The 20,897-nt window shown below is 57.6% G+C and carries 16 protein-coding genes and 1 riboswitch; of the genes, 9 read left to right on the top strand and 7 right to left on the bottom strand.

Features of this window, described 5'->3' with window-relative positions; genetic code table 11:
* Window positions 1–252: 252 nt before the first annotated feature.
* From ACZM8Y_RS14345 to ftsY, 5 genes are all read right to left on the bottom strand, one after another.
* Window positions 253–567 (bottom strand): hypothetical protein, encoded by a 315-nt coding sequence (locus ACZM8Y_RS14345; protein ID WP_479859317.1) that lies wholly within the window; start codon window positions 565–567, stop codon window positions 253–255.
* Between the two features lie 531 nt (window positions 568–1,098).
* Window positions 1,099–1,944 carry a hypothetical protein gene (locus ACZM8Y_RS14340; RefSeq protein ID WP_337430342.1) on the bottom strand — a complete coding sequence of 282 codons (846 nt, stop codon included), beginning with the start codon at window positions 1,942–1,944 and terminating at the stop codon, window positions 1,099–1,101.
* A gap of 27 nt (window positions 1,945–1,971) precedes the next feature.
* Entirely contained in the window at window positions 1,972–2,631 is a 660-nt protein-coding gene (thiE, locus tag ACZM8Y_RS14335; RefSeq protein WP_302554244.1) for a thiamine phosphate synthase, read from the bottom strand.
* A gap of 11 nt (window positions 2,632–2,642) precedes the next feature.
* Window positions 2,643–4,379 carry an adenine deaminase gene (ade, locus tag ACZM8Y_RS14330; RefSeq protein ID WP_337430344.1) on the bottom strand — a complete coding sequence of 579 codons (1,737 nt, stop codon included), beginning with the start codon at window positions 4,377–4,379 and terminating at the stop codon, window positions 2,643–2,645.
* A 1,198-nt stretch (window positions 4,380–5,577) separates the two neighbouring features.
* Window positions 5,578–7,212: a signal recognition particle-docking protein FtsY gene (ftsY, locus tag ACZM8Y_RS14325; RefSeq protein WP_482333830.1), complete on the bottom strand. Its 1,635-nt coding sequence runs from the start codon at window positions 7,210–7,212 to the stop codon at window positions 5,578–5,580.
* 639 nt (window positions 7,213–7,851) lie between these two features.
* On the opposite strand from ftsY, the gene ACZM8Y_RS14320 reads away from it, so the two are divergent.
* From ACZM8Y_RS14320 to ACZM8Y_RS14305, 4 genes are all read left to right on the top strand, one after another.
* Complete coding sequence (locus ACZM8Y_RS14320; protein WP_489501818.1) at window positions 7,852–9,285, top strand: outer membrane homotrimeric porin; 1,434 nt, start codon at window positions 7,852–7,854, stop codon at window positions 9,283–9,285.
* Window positions 9,286–9,462: 177 nt separating this feature from the next.
* Window positions 9,463–9,759, top strand: coding sequence for a hypothetical protein (locus ACZM8Y_RS14315; RefSeq protein ID WP_487480171.1), 297 nt, complete (start codon window positions 9,463–9,465; stop codon window positions 9,757–9,759).
* A 79-nt stretch (window positions 9,760–9,838) separates the two neighbouring features.
* Complete coding sequence (locus ACZM8Y_RS14310) at window positions 9,839–11,272, top strand: carbon starvation CstA family protein (RefSeq protein WP_482333832.1); 1,434 nt, start codon at window positions 9,839–9,841, stop codon at window positions 11,270–11,272.
* A 651-nt stretch (window positions 11,273–11,923) separates the two neighbouring features.
* Window positions 11,924–13,330, top strand: coding sequence for an MATE family efflux transporter (locus ACZM8Y_RS14305; RefSeq protein WP_308772147.1), 1,407 nt, complete (start codon window positions 11,924–11,926; stop codon window positions 13,328–13,330).
* 1,199 nt (window positions 13,331–14,529) lie between these two features.
* Here ACZM8Y_RS14305 and mltG read toward each other — a convergent pair.
* Both mltG and ruvX read right to left on the bottom strand, forming a co-directional pair.
* Complete coding sequence (mltG, locus tag ACZM8Y_RS14300) at window positions 14,530–15,861, bottom strand: endolytic transglycosylase MltG (protein WP_479859557.1); 1,332 nt, start codon at window positions 15,859–15,861, stop codon at window positions 14,530–14,532.
* A complete protein-coding gene (gene ruvX / locus ACZM8Y_RS14295; protein WP_302553312.1) occupies window positions 15,858–16,286 on the bottom strand; it encodes a Holliday junction resolvase RuvX in 429 nt (142 codons plus the stop codon). The genes mltG and ruvX overlap by 4 nt, the downstream gene beginning before the upstream one ends.
* 213 nt (window positions 16,287–16,499) lie before the next feature.
* Here ruvX and ACZM8Y_RS14290 point away from each other — a divergent pair, with 213 nt between their 5' ends.
* From ACZM8Y_RS14290 to thiF, 5 genes are all read left to right on the top strand, one after another.
* Complete coding sequence (locus ACZM8Y_RS14290; protein WP_302553313.1) at window positions 16,500–17,081, top strand: nitroreductase family protein; 582 nt, start codon at window positions 16,500–16,502, stop codon at window positions 17,079–17,081.
* 53 nt (window positions 17,082–17,134) lie between these two features.
* Window positions 17,135–17,238, top strand: a riboswitch (TPP riboswitch).
* Window positions 17,231–17,503 (top strand): sulfur carrier protein ThiS, encoded by a 273-nt coding sequence (thiS, locus tag ACZM8Y_RS14285; protein ID WP_368044263.1) that lies wholly within the window; start codon window positions 17,231–17,233, stop codon window positions 17,501–17,503. (Overlaps the previous riboswitch by 8 nt.)
* Window positions 17,504–17,898: 395 nt before the next feature.
* Window positions 17,899–18,702, top strand: coding sequence for a thiazole synthase (locus ACZM8Y_RS14280; RefSeq protein ID WP_479859556.1), 804 nt, complete (start codon window positions 17,899–17,901; stop codon window positions 18,700–18,702).
* Complete coding sequence (gene thiH, locus ACZM8Y_RS14275) at window positions 18,699–19,868, top strand: 2-iminoacetate synthase ThiH (RefSeq protein ID WP_479859555.1); 1,170 nt, start codon at window positions 18,699–18,701, stop codon at window positions 19,866–19,868. The genes ACZM8Y_RS14280 and thiH overlap by 4 nt, the downstream gene beginning before the upstream one ends.
* 173 nt (window positions 19,869–20,041) lie before the next feature.
* On the top strand, window positions 20,042–20,680 hold the full coding sequence (gene thiF / locus ACZM8Y_RS14270) for a sulfur carrier protein ThiS adenylyltransferase ThiF (RefSeq protein WP_337430424.1): 639 nt from the start codon (window positions 20,042–20,044) through the stop codon (window positions 20,678–20,680).
* Window positions 20,681–20,897: the final 217 nt, after the last annotated feature.

Here is a 20,897-nt window from a genome sequence, read left to right as displayed (position 1 = left end):
CCCCTTCCCGTAACCTCCCCTCTCTCCCTCTTCGTGCCCCGTCGCTTCCAATGCAATGCCTTTAAGAAACCCCTGCCGTGGGGCGTGATATCCTTCCTTAAAGGCTGTGTTATAGATTTTCCTTAAAGTTCCAAAGGATTAACCGGCAAAATGCCTTAGTCGTGGCTCCCGCCAAGGGGAAAACCGGAGAAAAGGGCTGTATTTTCACCACACTGTGGAGATGAAACAACCACAAGCTATAACAGAGCCTTTTTAAAACATGACAGGCATACCGTTTTTTCTCTGCTTTCCCGCTTGGCAGACCCTACGATCATGGGCTTTTGGGGCTGTCACTTGGAACTTCAACATGAAGCCGCATAGGAAACGGTTGATGCTTTCTTTAAATCCCAATGGAATAACTAAAAATTCCCCAACCATAGAGTCCATCGGCAGAAAAGCAGAAAATTGGATAAAATCTATAGTTGTAGTGTTGTATTGCGTAGATAAAACAGCCAGATACTTATTACAGAGCCAAAAAAACTCAATCGTTTGCTGCTGCACAGCCTTTAGGAAGCACTGCAAAAGCAAAGAGGCGTTCCTCAGAGGCGCCCTCTGGGCAGAGAACCCTTCGTTTTTACGCTTCAGCAGACGGAAAACTGCGGCTATCAGAACTGTCGAAGAACTGGAGGAAAGAGATTGGTGCTTACTTAACTTTAAGGAATTTTTCCTCTAGGGCATAGCTCATTGCTATGTGTACCAGTTGAGAAGTTGTACCGGAAAACCTTTGAGTGGGGGATGGAAAGAACCTTAGCGGAAATTGAGTTTCAGCTTACTTTGAAAAAAGAGGGCGGAGGAACTCTATATTCCTTTAAAATCGGTGTGAACTCAAGGCGAATAAACTAAAGGCTCTGCCACAGCATTTGATTGATGTGATTTTACACGCATTGATTCCACTGAGTTTTTGAAGGAAGTTGCTGGCGAACCCAACTGCAAAAAATATTTTCCTCAGTATCTATCTCGAACTGCATGAAATGGAACATCAGACTTTTGCTATGCCAGGGCCAATAAAAAAGAGGGAAGGAGAAACGTTCCTTCCCTCTTTGGGTAAGTTCATCACGGTTAGCGCCGTTTTTTCTTGAGAGCGTGCCGCTTGGGCAGCATCTTGGGCGGGGCGAGAACTTTTACTTCCCCTTCAAGTGAAAGGGCTTTTTCAGTCAGGCCAAAGGGGGCCCAGTTAGCGGGGACAAGGCTCAGCCGTTCAAAGTTCCGTCCCGTGGCATAGATGACGGGGATGTCTCCAGAAGATGAGCCAGCCAAAAGCAGCGTAGCATTGCTCTCGGAGGGGATGGCGGGATCGGTTTCGGGAAGCTCCGTAGGCTGGCTGTCGGCGGTTTGCTGCGCTGTCTGCTCGCTTGCCAGCGGCTGCGTAGCGTTCCCGGTCACGGGTTGCGTCGCATTCTTAGTCGGCTGTGGTGCAGATGCGTCAGGCTCTGCTGGCTGTACGGGGTTGTCGTCCATATCCGAAGGGTAAGCCCCCGGAGCGTAGATCCCTGTGTTGTCGGCAAACAGGGGTTCTTCCTGCAATCTGCCGTTGGTACGCAGAAAGTTCAGGAAATCGCTTCCGGTCAGGCCCACGAGTGCGATCATAGGGGAACCGTCCCCCGCCGTCAGCAGGCTGACGGGCACTGTGCCTCCGTGGATGCCGATATAGGTTGTTTTGGCTCCAGCAGGCATTTCGCCCCATACGACCTCTTCCTTTTTTTCTCCGCCCTTGTCGGCGACAGGCTTCGGAGCGGCCCACACGGGGCTGTTCGCCAGCGTGAACGCGGCGAGGAGAAGCAGAGCGAACCACTTGGGAGCATGGAAGATTCCGTTCATGTCGAACACATATGACCGTATCAGGCGGAGGTCAAGCGCTTCCTGCAAGGCACTCTTGGAATGCGCCCGCCCTCCATCGCGCAACATGGCGGCGAGAGGGAATAATTTGTCCTCTCACCTGTAAAAACACTCTTTTTTCATTGCGGCCCTGACTTCGGCAACGCGGGCGGGAATGTCAGGGGCGCTGACGAACTCGGAAACGAGGGCGCAGCAGCGGGCGCCATGCGCGATGACGTCCGCAATGTTGTGGCGCTTGATGCCCCCAATGGCGACGAACGGCAGGGTGATGTTGGCGGCCACCCAATCAAGGTAGTCGAGGGTTACCGCGGCGCATACGTCCTTTTTGGTCTGCGTCGGGTAAATGGGGCCGACCCCGATATAGTCGGCGCCGGAGGCTACGGCTGCGCGGGCCTGCTCCGGGCTATGGGTGGACAGGCCGATGATCATGTCCGGGCCAACGAGACGGCGCACGGCCTCGACAGGGAGATCCTCCTGGCCGACGTGTACGCCGTCGGCTTCGCAGAGGATGGCAATGTCAACGTGATCATTCACGATGAAGCAGGCGCCGGCCTCGCGGGTCAGGCGGCGCAGTTCCATGCACTCTTTGAGCATCTGCCCGGCCTTTTTTTCCTTTTCGCGGTACTGGAGGATCTTGATGCCGCTGTCGAGCAGGGCCTTGGCGACTTCAACCGCCGGACGGCCGAGGGACAGCTCATCGTCGGTGAGGGCATAAAGATCGGTTTCGGGGGATGTCCCCGGCAAGAGTCTGGGCATGGCGCACCTCATCAGTCGGCTTCCACGCCGACGAAGGAAAAAGTGTTGACGTTGAACAGGCCGCGGGCGGTCAGCTTGAGTTCCGGGATGACGGGGAGGGCCATGAAGCTGAGGGTCATAAACGGTTCGACGTCTTCGGGGATGCCGAGCTCCGCACGCGCGGCAACGAGCATTTCATGATGGACGGCGTTGACTTCCTGCGGATCGGCGGAGGTCATGAGGCCCGCGATGGGGAGGGGCAAACGCCGGACAGCCCCTCCGTGCACGGAGACGATGCCGCCGCCCATGTCCGCCAACTCCCGGACGGCAAGCAGCATATCGGGGTCGTTGTCGCCCGCTACGACAATGTTGTGGGAGTCGTGGGAAATGGTCGTCGCTATGGCCCCTCCCGTGAGCCCATAGCCTTCCAGAATCCCGATGCCGAGCTTTCCCGTCCTCTTATGCCGTTCGATGACCGCGATTTTGGTCAGGCCGGGATTCAGCGAGGACTGGAAACATCCCGCATCATCGGTCTTTACCTCGCGGATGAGGTTTTTCGTAACGAGGGAGGCGGGCTCAATGCCGATGACACGGGCCTTTCCGGTGCGGACAGGCAAGGACAGGGCATCTTCGTCCAGCGGCTTGAGGTGGATGGAATGGGAAGGCGCCCCCGCAGCCGCGTCATCCAGCGGGATGAGGACACGCCCGTCTTCGGCGATCAGCCGTCCGGCCGTGAAGACCTTGCGCACGCGGAAGGCCTTGAGGTCGTCCACAAGGATGAAATCGGCGTCCCTGCCGGGGGCGACGGCTCCCTTGTTGCGCAGCCCGAAGCATTCCGCGGCGTTGAGCGTACACATGGTGACGGCCTGTACCGGGTCCATCCCCATGCCTACGGCGAGGCGCAGATGGTTGTCCATGTGCCCGTCGGAAACGATATCCTCAATATGGCGGTCATCGCAGCAGAACGCGCAGCGCCGCGCGTTGCCGGGCGTGACGCCGGGCAGGAGCGTTCGGAGGTTCTTGGCGGCGGAGCCTTCGCGGATCAGGATGTAGCTGCCCCGGCGAAGGTTCTCGCGCATTTCTTCAAGCGTGGTGCACTCGTGGGTGTTCGTAATCCCGGTGACAAGATAGGCGTCGAGATCCCGGCCCAGCAGGCCGGGAGCGTGCCCGTCCACAATTTTGCCGTGGGACGTGCCGAGCTGGATTTTTGCCAGCACGTCGTAGTCGCCGGAGACGACGCCGGGGAAGTTCATCATTTCGCCGATCCCGGTCACTTTGGGGTCGTCGATGAGCTCTTCCAGTTCTTCGGCGGAAAGGATCGCGCCGGAATCCTCGAACGGCGTCGCCGGGACACAGGAGGGGAGGGAGATAAAAATGTTGAGAGGCAGATGGCGCCCGTTTTCCAGCATGTACCGGATGCCTTCCAGACCGTGGACATTGGCGATTTCATGCGGATCGGCCACGACGCTGGTGGTGCCGTGCGGGAGTACCAGCCCGGCGAAACGCGCGGGGCTCACCATGCTGGATTCGATATGGATGTGGGCGTCGATGAGGCCGGGCAGCAGGTAGGCTCCCTGCGCGTCAACGACCTTCACAGCCTCGGTATGCGAGAAGCCGAGGATTTTGCCTCCGCCCACGCTGACGTCCGTTTCCCGGATTTCTCCGGTCAGCACGTCCACCAGCTTCGCGTTGGTGATGAGGAGGTCGGCGGGGCTGCGCCCGCCCGCCGCCATGTCCACAAGGTTTTTCAGATCGTCGATGTCGTACATGCAGGCCTCCGGCGTATGGGGAACAGGGGAAGGGGATGGGCGAAGAAGCGCGGGCGCTGCTTCCCCCAAAGGCCCCGCCCGCTCCAAAGCGTGTTTTTTGAGGATGGTTCACGTGTGAAATGGTATACTTTCGGAAAAAAACGGAAAAAAGTCAAAAAGGTTGAGGGGAGAAGGGGGAAATGGCAGGGACTTCCACTTTCAACTATCATCCACCAAAGGGAAGCCTCCTCAGAAATGGCCATGAAGGGGGAGCCGGTAGGTACAAAACATTTAGGAAGGGCGCAGCGGACTCCACGCTGGCAGATTCGGGGAAGAGGAAACCTTTCCCAGAAAGGCTCTGTCATGGTATGTGGTTGTTTCATCTCCACAGCACGCTGAAAATACAGCTTTTTTCTCCAGTCTTCCCCTTGGCGGAATCCATAGCTGAAACATTTTGTTGGTTATCCCTTTGGGCCTTCAAAGAAAAAAGCATCAACCATTTTCTATTGCACAGCCTCCAGAAAAGTTCCCTTCCTTTCTAGGCCGCTTTGTCATTTTACATATAACTATATGAATTATTGAAAATATTTTTGTAACTTGAAAGATAATTTAATAATTCCAATAGATTATATCTATTAACGACACGATCTATATTGCTGCTGTGTCATGGAATATGTTCGTTCCATCTCCGCAGTGACGGAACAGCCTTTTTCTCCCATCTTTCCGGTGGGACGTGCTGTTATTGTGATATATTACCGGTTATCCGTTTGAGATTTCAAAAATAAAGGCTGTGTTATAGAAAATGGTTGATGCTTTTCCCTTGAAACTCCAAAGGGATAAGCGGCAAAATGCCTTAGCAGTGGATCCCGCCAAGGGGAAAACTAGAAAAAAGCTCTATTTTTCATCGCACTGTGGAGATGAAACAACCGCATACTATAACAGAGCCAAAATAAAAGGCTGTGCCGTAAAAAACGGCTGATGCTTTATTTCTTGAAATTCCAAAGAACTAATCAATCCCCCAATCATGGAGCCCGCCAGCGGAAAGATTAGAGAAAAAGTATAGTTTCAGCATATTGCTGAGACAAAACAACCATGTGCCCTGACAGGGCCAAATAAAACAGCAATTGTTTGCTGTGGCCTTTTCAGTCCGCTCAAGATGAAGCCGCCCTCAAAAGGGAGGAGCCTTTTGCAGAAAGGTTCCTCCTTTTTTGTCGTCCCGTTACTGCTCAAGGAGCGCCTTGGCGAAGTCGTCCCCGTTGAAGGGGCGGAGGTCTTCCATTTTTTCGCCGAGGCCGACATAGGTGATCGGGATGCCGTACTGCATGGAAACGGCTACGGCGACGCCGCCCTTGGCGGTACCGTCGAGCTTGGTCAGGATGAGTTCGTCAATACCGGCGGCTTCTTTGAATATCTTTGTCTGCTGGAGCGCGTTCTGTCCGGTGGTGGCGTCTACAATAAGGATGCTGCGGTGCGGAGCGCCGGGATGTTTGCGGGCGATGACCTCCCGGATTTTGTGGAGCTCGTCCATCAGGTTGCTTTTGGTGTGCAGACGCCCGGCGGTATCAATAAACAGAATATCATATTGATCCCTGATGGCTATATCCATCGCTTCCCATGCCACGGCGGCGGGATCGGCATTCTGTCCTTTGGAGTGGAAGCCGGAACCCGTGCGTTCCGCCCAAATGCCGAGCTGCTCCACGGCGGCGGCCCGGAAGGTGTCGGCGGCGGCAAGGAGGACTTTTTTGCCCTGCATGCGGGCGCGGTAGGCGAGCTTGGCGATGGTCGTGGTCTTGCCCACGCCGTTGACGCCGATGATCAGCACGACCTCAGGCGGGTTGACCGCCACAACGCCGCGCGGGATGCGGAAAATTTCTTCCAGTTCCGCCGCAAGGAGGGGGCGGAGTTCCTCAGGGGTGGTTGCGGAAGCGGCACGAGCGCGGGATTTGAGGCGTTTGCACAGCTCAGACGCGGCTTCGACGCCCATGTCCGCCATGATAAAGAGCTCTTCCAATTCGTCCCAGAAGTCGGCGGAGAGGTCGCCGTGGCTGGCGAAGAGGGTGGAAAGCCCTTTGCCGAGCTGTTCGCGGGTGCGTTCCAACCCTTGATGCAGCTTGAGGAAAATGCGGCTGCGCTCATCCTCCTCGTCTTCAAGATCGAGCGCAAGGGCGAGGCGGTACTGCAATTCCGAACGGAAGTCCGCCACTTCTTCGTATTCCATGCGCTCGGCCCACGCCGCGAAATCGGAGACGAAGGCATCGGCTTCGTTTTCCGGGGCTCCAAGGGCGGTCAAAAGGAAGCGGACCCGTTCCCAGAGCTCGTCACCCGTGCGCGCATCGGGGCCGAGGTCTTCCAGAACGATGGACAGCCACACGGACAGGCGCGGCTCGGCTTCCCGGAGGGCAAGCAGCAACGTGGCCCGCCATCCTGAGGATTCCACCGGCGCATACGGCTGGGGGGCAGGCTGGGCAACGGGCGCGGGCGCTTCGGGCAGGCCGCCCCCCGCGGCATGTGCGGCAGACGCAGAGGTGGAGGCTTCGGGCAGGCCGTCCTTTGCTGTGCGTGCGGCAACAGGCGCGGGGGTTCCGTCCGGTTCAAAAGATTGTCCGGCTGCGGGCTGATCCGCTTCCTGAGCGTCCTGCTGCGGCCCTGCGGAGGCCGTTTCCGGCAACGTTTCCGAAACCGCAGGAGGCTGCGGCGTGTCGGGAGCGGGAGGCGTTTCGGGGGACGTGCCGCCTTCCGTTTCCGTCGGCTGGGAAGCTGTCTGCGCTTCCTCTGCCGGAGCCTGCGGCGTTTGCGGAGTTGCCTCAGTTTTATTCGATGACCACAGCCGTTTGATACTTGAGAAGAAACCCATGCGTCTATCCTTAAAAGAGGTCTTTGGATGCGGGCGGGAGCGTTGAGCAACCGTACAATACGACTATTTGCGTACTTGCGGCGTCCCGTCAAGCCCCGCGTCAGGGGAAGGAGAAGGGCCGGGGCGTTCAATGGCGGCGCGGGCCGGGGCAATATGCGTGTCAGGGCAGGGTCGGGATTGCCGTACAGCCGGAAGGCACCACGCGGTTGCCCGTATCCGGGAAGGGGCAGGGGGAGGGGCGACCTTGTGGAAGCCGGATCGTCGTTTCGAGCCCGTGTCAGGGGAAGGGCGGGGCCGGGGCGCTCAATGACGGTGCGGGCTAGGTCAAGATGCGTGTCAGGGGAGACATTCGCTATTGAGTGAAAGCCACATTTCAACTATCTAAAATTCAAAACGAATTTTTTAGAAAATCCTCGAAAATGTGAATCCCTCGTCAGGGAAGGGCGGCCCCTCATCACCCAGAGGCGGTACAGGGATTTTGCCTTTTAAGGCCGTTTGGGAGGGATGAGAATCACGAAGTTTAAATTTTTTTACAAAAAGGCTTGATCTCGGTTTAGAGTTGTGAGAAAAGAGACCCGAACACTGGATTGTCCTGTGTTCACTGAGCAAGGAATTTTATTTAAGAAGGAAGGAATAGAAATGAAGCGCATCGTGACTCTGCTTCTTGCTGCCGGCCTCGTGCTCGGCGCTGCTGCTGGTTCTCAGGCTGCTGATATCAAGGCCAAGGGTTTGTGGGAATTTTCTTGGCAGGTAGGCCATAACGGTTTCCTCAAAGACAGCGACGGTGATAACTTCACCGCGAAGCAGCGTCTGCGTACTCAGATCGACGTCATCGCTTCCGAATCCTTGAAGGGTGTTGTGTTCCTCGAAATCGGTGACACCAACTGGGGTAGCGCTAAGCAGGGTGGTGCTCTTGGTACCGACGGCAAGGAAATCAAGGTTCGTTACAGCTACGTTGACTGGGTGATCCCCCAGACCGACGCCAAGGTTCGTATGGGCCTCCAGAACTTCAGCCTGCCCGGTTTCGTTTCCAACAGCCCCATCCTCGGTGGCGGTTCCGCTGACGGCGCCGGTATCACCATCTCCGGTCAGTTCACCGAAAACGTGGGCGCCAGCCTCTTCTGGCTCCGTGCTGAAAACGACAATAACGACTACTACGGTAATGATCATCCTTCCAGCAACGCGATGGACTTCATCGGCTTGACCGTTCCGTTGACCTTCGACGGCGTGAAGGTGACCCCGTGGGCCATGTATGGCGCGATTGGCCGTGACAGCTTTGATGGTGCTGGCTCTGCCTCTGGTTATGGTGCGTCTGAAACCATTCTTGCCGAGCGTATGCTTCCTATCGGCGCTCCCGCTCTCTTGGGTGCGGATATCGACCGCCACGGGAATGCTTGGTGGGTTGGCGTCGCTTCCGAACTGACCTACTTCGATCCTTTCCGTGTCGCCCTTGACGCCGCTTATGGTAGCGTTGACATGGGTACCGTCGGAAAGTTTGATGTTGAGCGTTCCGGTTGGTTCGCCTCCATCCTCGCCGAATACAAGATGGATTACTTCACCCCCGGCATCCTGTTCTGGTATGCTTCCGGTGATGACAGCAGCTCGACCAACGGTTCCGAACGTATGCCCAGCATCGTAGGTTCTTGGACGGCTTCGTCCTACGGCTTCGATGACAACTACGGGCGTATTGCTTGCGATATGCTCGGCCTGAGCAACGACGGTAAGATGGGCGTGTACTTGCAGGCGAAGGACATCTCCTTCATGGAAGACCTGACCCATGTGCTCCGTGTCGGCTTCATCAAGGGTACGAACAACACCGAAATGGCCCGTAACGGTGGTGCTTATATCTCGAGCGCAGACGAAGGTTTCGGTCGCCAGTTGTACATGACCACCGCCGATAAGGCTTGGGAAGTCAACTTCGACACCCAGTACAAGATCTACCAGGATCTGACCCTCGGCGTCGAACTCGGCTACATCAACCTTGACCTCGACGAAAATGTTTGGGGTAAGGACGTTGACAACTACCGCGAAAACAACGTCCGCGGTGCTGTGACCCTGAAGTACGCTTTCTAATTGAAGTCGGCTGACGCCGATTCCGGTTAGCTTCAATGGGAAGGGAGTTTCGGCTCCCTTCCCTTTTTATTTGGCTGTGTTCAATTTTACGGTTGATGATTTTTTCAATGAAAATCAATAGATAAAAGCTCATTCCACGTCTGGTGATGTGGGGCTCTCTCATTTTTTGCTCATTACATGAAATCCGGTTTTGAAGAATTGTTGCGAGACCTCCAGATAATTTCCAAAGAACTCTTCCTTTCCAGTTGGAATCTTGTATCAACCACAAACTTAAACACAGCCTTTCCGGTTATTCCTTTGGAATTTCAAGAAATAAAGCAGCAGCCTTTCCTATGGCGCAGCCTTTTGTTTTTGGTACGCCCCTCTTCCATGAAGATGCGGCGTGCCAAGGGGCCCAAATCAGACTGCCCGATTTTGTATCCTATTGCGCAAAAAGCACTTTCCCCCTTGACTCAGAAAGAAATACGGGATTAGACTCCGTACTATAATGGAGCAGCCTCCTTGCCGTAAGGGAGGGCGGTTCCGTAACATTCACGTTTAGAGGGGGATTTGTATGCCTTCATGGATGTATTTTGTGTTGGCCCTTGCGGGGCTGTTGGGTGGGTATTTCGTATATGGATCCATTGTGGAAAAGGTGTTCGGGCCGAACCCCAACCGTCCCACGCCCGCCTGCAAAATGCCTGACGGTGTGGACTATGTGGAGATGAGCCCCGCCAAGGTGTTTCTGATCCAACTGTTGAACATCGCCGGGCTTGGGCCTGTCTTTGGGCCTATCCTTGGTGCCCTCTATGGCCCCATAGCCCTCGTGTGGGTCGTGATCGGCTGCGTGTTCGCCGGTGCCGTGCATGACTATTTCTCAGGGATGCTGTCTGTCCGTTATAACGGCAAGTCCGTGCCCGACATTGTTGGATATAACCTTGGCGAACCCATCAGGAAGCTCATGCGCGTGTTCGCCGTCGTGCTGCTCATTCTGGTGGGCGTGGTCTTCGTGGCGGGGCCCGCAGGCCTGCTCTCCCACTTGACCGGCATAAACAGCATGCTTTTTGTGGCGATCATCTTTGCCTACTACTTCCTCGCCACGATTCTGCCCGTGGACAAGATCATCGGGCGCATCTATCCGTTCTTCGCCGTACTGCTGGTGTTCATGGCGGTCGGCCTGCTGGCTGCTCTGGCCTTCAAGGGATACACCTTCTACAGCAATATTGAATGGACGACGCAGAACCCCGCCGGCCTGCCCGCTTGGCCGCTGGTGTTCATCACCATCGCTTGCGGCGCCTGCTCCGGCTTCCACGCCACGCAGTCCCCGCTGATGGCCCGCTGCATCAGCAACGAAAAGCATGGACGGCAGATTTTTTATGGCGCGATGATTGCGGAAGGCGTTATCGGGCTCATCTGGGTGACGCTCGGCATGTCTTTCTATACGGATACCGCCGCCCTTGACGCCGCCCTCGGCCCCAAGGGGAACGCCGCTCTGGTCGTAAACAACATTTCCGTGGAGCTGCTTGGCGCGTTTGGCGGTGCCCTCGCCGTCCTCGGCGTTGTGGTGCTGCCCGTGACATCCGGCGATACGGCCTTCCGTGCGGCCCGCCTGACCATCGCTGACGCCCTCGGCTATGATCAGCGCCCGCACAAGAACCGCCTGATGATTGCCGTCCCGCTGTTTGTCGTGGGCGTCGCCCTGAACTTCATTCCCTTTGGGATGCTGTGGCGTTACTTCGGGTTCGCCAACCAAGCCCTCGCCGCCATCATGCTGTGGGCCGCAGCCGCCTACTTGCTGCACCGGGGCAAGTTCCACTGGATTGCCTCCGTGCCCGCCTGCTTCATGACGGCTGTAAGTGCCGTATATATTTGCTTTGAGAAGAGCATGGGCTTCGGCATGTCCTACGAGATGTCCAACATCGTGGGGATCGCCATTGCGTTGGTTTGCTTCGCGCTGCTGCTGACCGTGGGCCGGAAGATCCAGCCTTCCGATGATCTGAGCGTTTAAGCCGGAAGCGGGGCGCTCCAGACAGGTGCGTCCCCTCCACCTCGGCATGAAAGGGGATTTCCGGGTGGACGAACGCTCCGCAATGTGGAACTTCCCTCGATGGGAAAGGGGATTTCCATTGGAGAGGATTTGTTTCGCGCTGCTGCTGACCGTGGGCCGGAAGATCCGGCCTTCCGATGATCTGAGCGTTTAAGCCGGAAGCAGGGCGCTCCAGACAGAGGCGTCCCCTTCACCCCGGCAGGAAAGGGCGTTTCCGGGTGGACGAACGCTCCGCAATGCGGAACCTTCCCCCGATGGGAAAGGGGATTTCCGCTGGAGGGGATTGGTTTCGCGCTGCTGCTGACCGGGGCCGGAAGATCCGGCCTTCCGATGATCTGAGCGTTTAAGCCGGAAGCGGGGCGCTCCAGACAGGGTGCGTCCCCTCCATCCCGGCAGGAAAGGGCGTTTCCGGGTGGACGAACACTCCGCAATGCGGAACCATCCCCCGATGGGAAAGGGGATTTCATCCCTCAAACGAAGCCCCCATTTCCGTTTTCTTGGGCATGGGAAGCGATTGCCTTTTTATCTGTTCCAGCTATAGTCCAACAGCCCTCCTTGAAACTGTGTTTCAGGGAGGGCTGTCTTTCTCCTTTTTTCTTTTTGAGGTTTTTCATGTCTACGAAGCGTCGGGCCTATCTCACTGAAATGAAAACGCAGTTTACCCTTGCCGTCCCAGCCCTTTTGGCGCAGATCGCCATGGTTTCGATGGGGTTTGTGGATATGGTCATGACAGGCCGGGTGGGGGCCGTGGATATGGCGGCTGTGGCGCTGGCCGGGTCGCTTTGGGTTCCGCTCATCCTGTTCGGGCAGGGGCTGCTGCTTGCGGTCACGCCGTGCGTGGCGCAGCTTCGCGGGGCCGGCTCCATGCGGAGCGGCGAACACATGCAGGGCGTCGGGCACGTCATGCGGCAGGGGATCTGGATGGCGCTGTTCATTTCGGTTCCGCTCATCATTATCGTCTATCTGATATCGTTCCATCTCGCCGATATGGGCGTGGAGGGCTCTCTTGGGCTCATGACGGGGCAGTACCTGCGGGCGATCATCTGGGGCGCGCCGGCCTATCTGCTGTTCGTGGCGTTGCGCTGCGGCATGGAGGGAATGGCGCTTATGCGCCCGGCGATGTTCGCGGGCTTTATGGGGCTGCTCATCAATATCCCATGCAACTACATCCTGATTTTCGGCAAGTTCGGCCTCCCGGCGCTCGGCGGGCCGGGTACGGGCGTCGCCACGGCGATTGTCTATTGGGCGATGTTCCTGACGATGGTGGTGTATGCCTCCCGCCATCCCTACCTGAGGGAACTGATGGCTTGGCGGGTATGGGAACTCCCCGCTTGGGCAACGCTCAAGAAGCTGGTGGGAATCGGCTTCCCCGGTGCGCTGGCCATGCTGTTTGAGGTGACGCTGTTCGCGGCGGTGGCGCTGCTCATCGCGCCGCTTGGGGCCATTCAGGTGGCCGGGCATCAGGTCGCCCTGAATTTCAGCTCGCTGCTGTTCATGGTTCCGCTGTCCATCGGTACGGCGGCAACCATCCGCACGGGGTTTGCCCTTGGGCGCAAGTCGGTGGAGGCCGTCCGCGTGGCAAGCCGTTCCTCATGGCTTTTGGCTTGCATGGCGGCGTGCTGCACGGCGACGGTGACCATCCTCTGGAGGCATCAGATCGCCGCCGTTTACAACAATGATCCGGTAGTGCTCGGGCTGGCGTCGCACTTGCTGCTGTTCGCCGCGACCTATCAGATTACGGACGCCGTGCAGGTGGTCAGCGTCGGCATCCTGCGCGGGTATAACGATACGCGGGCCATTCTGTGCGTAACGCTGGTTTCCTATTGGATGCTCGCCCTGCCGCTGGGCTACACGCTCGGCAGGACGCATCTGTGGGGCGACCCCGTCGGCCCGCAGGGGTTCTGGACGGCGTTTATCGTCGGCGTATCCGTCGCCGCCGTCCTTTTGGTCAGCAGGGTGCGCGTGTTGGAGCGCCGTTTGCTTTCCGGGTTTGATCGGATCAAGGTTATGGAAGGGTGAAGGAAATTGGGGAGGGAAAGGGGGAACTTTCTGAAGAAAGTTCCCCCTTTCCCTCCCCAAACCCCTCCCTTTCCCCCTCAAAGACTTTTGACTGGTGGGGAGGCTGCGCGGCGGGAGTTCGTTCCTGCGGGAGATTGGGGAAAGATAACGGCCTGTTGAAAGCTTTTTCAACAGGCTTTGTTTATGGCTTTTAGCCTGTTGAGGGTGCGAAACGGCTGAAACAATAAGACGCCCGCTATGTGCGGTGTAAACAAGAGGTATGTACAAAAAACACCTTTCCAGCACGCTGATATTGTTCAGGCCCGGCGTAATCTGACAAGGAAAGGTATTTTTTAGGTTCTGTTATAGTATGTGGTTGTTTCATCTCCACAGTGCGGTGAAAATACAGCCTTTTTCTCCTGTTTTCCCCTTGGCGGGATCCACGGCTAAGGCATTTTGCCGGCTATCCCTTTGGAGCTTCAAGGAAAAAAACATCAACCATTTTCTATAACACAGCCATAAATATAATGAGTATTCCCATATATTGGGATGTATATAGAATATTTTTCTGGCGATGAATTCCGTTCTTAAACCTGCGTAGGAATGGAGCCCTATCGTGGTTAACTGGTTCAGTTGAATTTTTATTTAGTATTTTGAAAAATAAAACATTAAGTATTTGCTATGGATGTAGTTATTTTATATTTATAATATGATGAAAATACAGTTTCTATCTGCTTTTCCGTCACTGAGGCTCTTATCTGAATTTTACTGGCTATCCATTTGGAATTTTAAATGAAATATCAATCAATTGCTATGATATAATTAATGTTAAAATTTATTGTGATACAGCCTGAAATATCAACCGATTGTTATCATAGCCTTTGGCTAAAATGATAGCCCTTTGAAGGGACTCTTCAAAGGGCTTTGTCTTTTGTAAGGCTCTGTCGTGGTATGTGGTCGTTTCATCTCTACAGCACGGTGAAAACACAGCCTTTTTATCCCGTTTTTCCATTGACGGAATCCGCGGCTAAGGCGTTTTGCTGGTTATTTTGGAACTTCAAAGAAAAAAGCATCAACCCTTTTCTATGATGCGGCCTTGTTTTTTGTAAAACCTTCATGAGGGATTCGATAAGGTCAAAAATCTTTGAGAGGGGTGGGGGAGGTTTGGAGGGGGCGGGGGGAACTTTCTATAGAAAGTTCCCCCCGCCCCCTCCAAGTATCTACTTCCCCCTCCTTTTCGCCCAATACTCTCGGACGGCCCTGTTGTGCGCGGCTAAATTGGTGCTGAACACATGGGAGCCGTCTTCCCCGCGCGCGACAAAATAAATGTAGTCGTGCTTTTCTGGGTTGGCGGCCGCCTTGAGGCAGGCGAGGCCCGGTGAACAAATGGGGCCGGGCGGCAGGCCGGGGCGTTTGTAGGTGTTGTAGGGGTTGGATTCGTCGTCGAGGTGCCTGCGCCGCAGGTTGCCGTCAAAGCCTTCCCCAAGCCCGTAGGCAGTGGTGGGATCGGCTTGGAGCAGCATGTTGAGCCGCAGCCGGTTGGCATATACCCCGGCGACGCGGGGGCGCTCGGAGGGGACGGCGGTTTCCCGCTCGACGATGGAAGCCAGCGTGACCAGACGCCGCACCCCGTCCCGCCCGGAGGGGCCCGGACGCTTGCCGCCGGGCCAGAGCGGGGCGGTTCTGCGCCAGAAGTTGTCGATAAGCCGCCCGACGACCGATTTTGCCGTGGTTTCATTGAGTTCCAGCGGACGCATGATCAGGTAGGTGTCCGGGAACAGGAAGCCTTCCGCGCTGTCGAACGGAATGCCCCAGTGCCGCAGGAAGGCCGGGTCATGGACGAGCTTGGCGAAATCCTCGAAACGCACCATCCGGGCCTTTTCCAGCCGCTTGCCCACTTCCCACCATGCGAGGCCTTCGGGGATCGTTACCCGGTCGAGCAGGGGGGAGCCGTTGACCAGTTGATCGATGACCTGTTGCGGCGTCCAGCCCGTGTTGAGCCGGAAGCGTCCGGGCTTGAGCGCGTGGGGAATGTCCCTGTAGCTCATCCACCGGAGCAGGAGGATGAACTTGTCGGCGTTGCGCACGGCCCCAAGGCGGACGAGCTCAGGCGTCAGGGTGCGGAATGTCGTGCCGGGATTGACGGTCACTTCCACATTCTGAGCGGGCGCGACGGCGGGATCGGTGCCGGGGCTGTTCAGAAAGTCGTAGGCCAGCCAACCGGATCCGCCGCAAGCCAGCAAAACCAGCAGCATGAACCCGAACAGGAAGCGCGGCCAGAGGCGCTTGGGTTTGGGCATCTCGGACGCAGAGGCGGGTTGCGGCGCTCCCTCCTCTTCATCATCATTTTTAAGGGGGGGGAGGGGAGGTGTTGCGTCGGGCTCCTTGTCGGCCTGCCGTCCCCCCTCGGCTTCGGGAGGGGCCGCATTGGGATGTTGTGGAGCTGGAGTATCCTGCTGTTCCCGCGCATCCGGCGGGACGGAAGGGATGCCCGTTTCTTCCGGGCGTGAGGCAGCGGGCGCGTTCTTGCCTGCTTCGGGGGACTCGTTCATATGGCTTTCCGTTTGGCTTCCGGTTGATCAAGGAAAGACTGTAGGATGCGTACTGCGGCCTGCTGGTCGAGTACGGCCCGGCCCTTGGCTGCGGAACGTCCGGCGTCCCGGAGATCCCGTTCGGCTTCGTAGCTGCTGAGGGCTTCCTCCATCCAAAACAAGGGGAGGGTGGTGCGCCGGGCGAGGCTTTTGGAAAAGTTGCGGACTTGCCGGGTTGTGAGGCTCTCCTCGCCGTCAAGGTCGATGGGCAGCCCTATGACGATGGCGTCCGCGGCTTCGGCCTCAATGAGGGCGAGCAATTCCTCAAAAAAGGCGGCGCGGGTACGCATGAGGATGGTTTTGCGGGGGAAGGCCATGCTGCCCCCGGTATCCGAAACCGCGATGCCGGTGCGTTTCTGGCCGTAGTCTATGGCGAGATACTTCATAAAAATCCTTTGCGGAATGGGTCGTATGCCCCGGAAGGGAAGCGGCGTCTCATGGCGCGGGGAAGCCTGCGGAGGGACCCTCACAAGGGACACGGCCCCGTAACCGGGCGAAGACACACTATCCCGCGCCCCGTCAGGACGCAACCCGTTGTAGGCCGGCCCGGCGGGTGCTAGAAAGAAGCGGTGCTTACAATCCCAACCAAGGAGCTGTTTATGGATTTTCTTGAGCTTGTAACCGGGGCCCGGACTTGCCGCCGCTTCCGGGAAGCCGAGGGGATGCCCGCCGGAACGCTGGATTGGCTTATTGAGTGTGCCCGCGTGACGCCTTGCGGCGGAAACGCTCAGGCGCTGCGGTTTGCCGTTGCGGAATCCCCGGAAGCTTGCGCCGCCGTTTTTCCGGCCTTGAAGTGGGCGGGGATGCTGCCCGATTGGGACGGCCCCGAAGCGGGCGAGCGTCCCACCGGCTATGTGGCCATTCTTGGTGAAGCGGGGGCGCGGGCAAAATTGAATGCCATCGATGCGGGCATCGCCGCACAGACCATCCAGTTGGCGGCGTACACGCGGGATCTCGGCTGCTGCATTTTCCTGTCCTTTGATCCGCGCAAGATCCGTGAGGCGTTGGACATCCCGGAGAACCTTGAGCCGCTGCTCGTGCTGGCGCTCGGCTTCCAAAAGGAAGCCCGCTGCGTTGAAACCGTGGGCGCTGACGGCTCCGTGAAGTACTGGCGCGACGCGCAGGGCGTCCATCATGTGCCGAAGCGTCCCCTTGAGGAATTGCTGATCATCAAAAAGTAGCGGAAAGAAGGGAGAAAACGGCTCTTTACAGAAGGGGGGCCGCCCGCTATAGTCATCCGAGCTAGGGGAGCCTGTCAAAGGCTGAGAGTGGGTTTGTCCCAGACCCTTGGAACCTGATGCAGTTGGTACTGCCGTAGGGAAGCGTCATCATGCCTGATCCTGAAACGCCCGTCCCTCGTGACGGGCGTTTTTTGGTTGATGGCCAACCGCACGAGGCTTTCATGAATATCACCGTAAACGGCGAGATCACCGTATGCAGCGAGGGGGCGACGTTGCTCGACCTTATCCTCCGGCTTGGGCTGTCGCCCGAAAAAATCGTGGTGGAGCGGAACAGGGACATCGTGCCCGCCGGGACGTTTGCCGAAACCGCCCTGCAGGACGGCGACTCGCTTGAACTGCTGCAGTTTGTCGGCGGCGGGTAAGGATTCCCGGAGCAGATATTCTCTTGAAGGGGGATGGCCTCCGGGACAGTTGCCTTTTCGGTGGTTTTTTAGGCAATGTCATTATTATGTGTATAATTGTTTGAAATTATTTAAAATATATTTTGTGACTTGAAAAATAGTTAAATAATTTCAATAGATTATATCTAATTGGCGGCACAGCCTAAAAAATGGGTTTTGCATTTCAGATAGTTGAAATGCAACGTTCATTGAAAACGCGAATCCCTCTGGCCTCCGACTTCCTTTGTTCTCCCTCATGCGTCGGCTGTTGAGGGAACCCGACAGGCGTTGCTCCGCACCGCCGGGTGCTTTTCCGGGGCGTTCTTTTGGGGTGTTTGCCCCGTCATATTTTCCGAGTGTTCACTCAAGGATGGGCCATGAAAACGAGTTCGGATGCATTGATCATCGGCGGTGTGGAACTGCACAGCCGCCTGTTCATCGGTACGGGAAAATACGGTTCGGACAGCCTGATCCCGGCGGTTGCGGAAGCTTCAGGCGCGGAAGTCATCACCGTGGCGCTGCGGCGTGTGGATCTCGGCAACCCGAAAGACAACGTGCTGAGCCACATCCCCGGCACGATGCGGCTTTTGCCGAACACCTCCGGCGCGCGTACCGCTGACGAGGCCGTGCGCATCGCCCGTCTGTCCCGTGCCGCCGGATGCGGCGACTGGATCAAGATCGAAGTCATTTCCGACACGCGCCACCTCCTGCCTGACGGCTACGAAACCGCGAAGGCAACGGAAATCCTCGCCAAGGAAGGCTTCACCGTCCTGCCGTACATGAACCCCGATCTGTATGTGGCCCGCGATCTCGTGAATGCCGGGGCCGCCGCCGTCATGCCCCTCGGTGCGCCCATCGGCACGAACCGCGGCCTTCAGACCAGGGAAATGGTGCGCATCCTCATCGAGGAAATCAGCCTGCCCATCGTTGTGGACGCGGGCATCGGCAAGCCCTCGCAGGCTTGTGAAGCCATGGAAATGGGCGCGGCGGCCTGCCTTGTGAATACCGCCATTGCCACGTCGGGCGATCCGGTACGCATGGGCGCGGCTTTCGGTGAAGCCGTGCGCGCCGGGCGCAGCGCCTTCCTCGCCAAGGCGGGCCCGGTCTTGCCGGGAGGGGCTTCGGCTTCCTCGCCGCTGACCGGGTTCCTCGGCGGGCATGATGAAGGGGCGGCGTCATGAGCCGTCTGTTTTCCGACATTCTGCCGGAGTGGCCTCTGGATGCGGTGGAGGAGGGGCTGGCTTCGGCCACGGAAACGGATGTGCTGTCCGCGCTGGAGCTGGCGGCAAACGGGCGTCGTCTGAGCGCGCGGGACTTCATGGCGCTGCTGTCTCCCGCCGCTTCCCTGCACCTTGAAACGATGGCCCGCATTGCCCGCGACGTGACGATCCGGCAGTTCGGGCGTTCCATCCAGTTGTTCACGCCGCTTTATCTTGCCAACTACTGTACCAACCAGTGCGTATATTGCGGCTTCAATACGAAAAACCATATCCATCGTTCCATGCTGACGATGGAGGAGGTGGAGTCCGAAGGCAAGGCCATCGCCGCGACCGGGCTCCGCAATATCCTGCTGTTGACCGGTGACGCCCCCAGGCTGACCGGGCCCGCGTACATAGCGGAGGCGGCCCGTCGCCTGCGCCCGTATTTCCCAAGCATCGGCGTCGAGGTCTATTCCATGAGCGAGGATGAGTATCGGATGCTTGTGGACGCCGGGGTGGATTCGTTCACGATGTTTCAGGAGACCTACAACGAGGAGCTGTACCTCAAGCTGCACCCCGCCGGGCCCAAGCGCGATTTCCGGTTCCGCCTGAACGCCCCGGATCGGGCGGCCCGTGCGGGTATGCGTTCGGTGAACGTGGGCGCGCTGCTCGGCCTCGATCAGTGGCGGCGCGACGCCTTTTACACCGGGCTGCACGCGGACTGGATTCAGGCGGCGTATCCCGGTGTGGACATCGCCGTTTCCGCGCCGCGCATGCGTCCGCATGAGGGTTCGTTCAACGACATCCATCCCGCTTCCGAGCGGGATTTGGTGCAGTATATCCAAGCTCTCCGCCTCTATCTGCCCGCTGCGGGGATCACGCTGTCCACGCGCGAGCGCCCGTTCCTGCGCGATCGGCTCATCGGGCTTGGCGTCACCAAGATTTCGGCGGGCGTTTCCACCGCCGTGGGCGGGCATGCCCACGCCGCGCAGGATGCCGCCGGGGAGCACGATACCGCCCAGTTTGAGATTGCCGACAACCGGGATGTGGATCAGATGATTGCCGCTATTGAAGCGCAGGGCTATCAGCCTGTGTGCAAGTCGTGGGAGCCCCTTGACGAAGCCTACGCCTGCGGCAAGTCGGCGTAGGGGAAGGGTGGAGGTCGGGGATTGGGGAGACTGGGGAGGGGAAAGGGCCCCTTTTGAAAAAGGGCTCCCTTTCCCCTCCCCAGACCCCACCCCTATCCCCCTAAAACTTTTGACTGGTGGGGAGGCCGCTCGGCGGGAGTTCCGTTGTGCGGGGCGTTGTGGGGAGGTGCGGAATGGCGGATGGGGTTGTCGGCTGGGATGCCGTATTGGAAGGGCATCTTACGGCGGGACAGCGCAGGGTGTTGGCGTCGGCGCGCATCGGCATGGCCGGGGCGGGTGGGCTAGGTTCCAATTGCGCCGTCTTTTTGGCCCGGACGGGCATTCGGGATTTCGTGATTGCGGACCCGGATGTGGTGGCGCTGTCCAATTTGAACCGGCAGCATTTTTTCCCCCGGCATCTGGGATTGCCGAAGGTTGAGGCGTTGGGCGCGGTTTTGCGGGAGCTGAACCCGTCCGCTGTCCTGCGGCTTGAGCAGCGGGCCCTTGATGGCCCTTCGGCCTGCGCATTGTTTGCCGGATGCGACATCGTTGTCGAGGCCGTGGATGATCCCGAAGTGAAAAAGAGCCTCGTCGAAGCCCTGCTTTTGGCCGGGCATCGTGTGGTTTCCGCTTCCGGCATGGCTGGATGGGGCGGCGCTCCGATGACCGCCCGGAAGCTCGGAAGCCGCCTTGTCGTGGTCGGCGATCATGTCAGCGGCATTGGGCCCGGCATGCCGCCCCTTGCCCCTCGCGTCGTCATGGCCGCCGCTATGGAGGCCGATGCCGTTCTGGAAATGCTGCTGGGCAAGTGCAGTGAATCGCCGGGGACGTGAAGGAACGCTTTCCGAAGGCTATTTTCCCTTTCCTTAAAAACTCTTTTTTAGGTCGTGTCGTTGATTTGATATAATCCATTAAAATTATTAATTTTATTTTAGAAAATGATTGATGCTTTTTCCTTGAAGTTTCAAAGGAATAACCAGCAAAATGCCTTAGCCATAGGTTTCGCCAAGGGGAAAACTGGAGAAAAAGGCTGTATTTTCACCACACTGT

This window comes from Bilophila sp., from assembly GCF_057864385.1.
The sequence above is the reverse complement of the archived record's forward strand: the minus strand, read 5'-3'. Positions and strand labels throughout refer to the sequence as shown.

Coding starts and splice junctions, on each gene's coding strand:
- ACZM8Y_RS14340 (WP_337430342.1), bottom strand. CDS start 1,944: ATGTTGCGCGATGGAGGGCGGGCGCATTCCAAGAGTGCCTTGCAGGAA.
- thiE (WP_302554244.1), bottom strand. CDS start 2,631: ATGCCCAGACTCTTGCCGGGGACATCCCCCGAAACCGATCTTTATGCC.
- ade (WP_337430344.1), bottom strand. CDS start 4,379: ATGTACGACATCGACGATCTGAAAAACCTTGTGGACATGGCGGCGGGC.
- ftsY (WP_482333830.1), bottom strand. CDS start 7,212: ATGGGTTTCTTCTCAAGTATCAAACGGCTGTGGTCATCGAATAAAACT.
- ACZM8Y_RS14320 (WP_489501818.1), top strand. CDS start 7,852: ATGAAGCGCATCGTGACTCTGCTTCTTGCTGCCGGCCTCGTGCTCGGC.
- ACZM8Y_RS14315 (WP_487480171.1), top strand. CDS start 9,463: ATGAAATCCGGTTTTGAAGAATTGTTGCGAGACCTCCAGATAATTTCC.
- ACZM8Y_RS14310 (WP_482333832.1), top strand. CDS start 9,839: ATGCCTTCATGGATGTATTTTGTGTTGGCCCTTGCGGGGCTGTTGGGT.
- ACZM8Y_RS14305 (WP_308772147.1), top strand. CDS start 11,924: ATGTCTACGAAGCGTCGGGCCTATCTCACTGAAATGAAAACGCAGTTT.
- mltG (WP_479859557.1), bottom strand. CDS start 15,861: ATGAACGAGTCCCCCGAAGCAGGCAAGAACGCGCCCGCTGCCTCACGC.
- ruvX (WP_302553312.1), bottom strand. CDS start 16,286: ATGAAGTATCTCGCCATAGACTACGGCCAGAAACGCACCGGCATCGCG.
- ACZM8Y_RS14290 (WP_302553313.1), top strand. CDS start 16,500: ATGGATTTTCTTGAGCTTGTAACCGGGGCCCGGACTTGCCGCCGCTTC.
- thiS (WP_368044263.1), top strand. CDS start 17,231: ATGCCTGATCCTGAAACGCCCGTCCCTCGTGACGGGCGTTTTTTGGTT.
- ACZM8Y_RS14280 (WP_479859556.1), top strand. CDS start 17,899: ATGAAAACGAGTTCGGATGCATTGATCATCGGCGGTGTGGAACTGCAC.
- thiH (WP_479859555.1), top strand. CDS start 18,699: ATGAGCCGTCTGTTTTCCGACATTCTGCCGGAGTGGCCTCTGGATGCG.
- thiF (WP_337430424.1), top strand. CDS start 20,042: ATGGCGGATGGGGTTGTCGGCTGGGATGCCGTATTGGAAGGGCATCTT.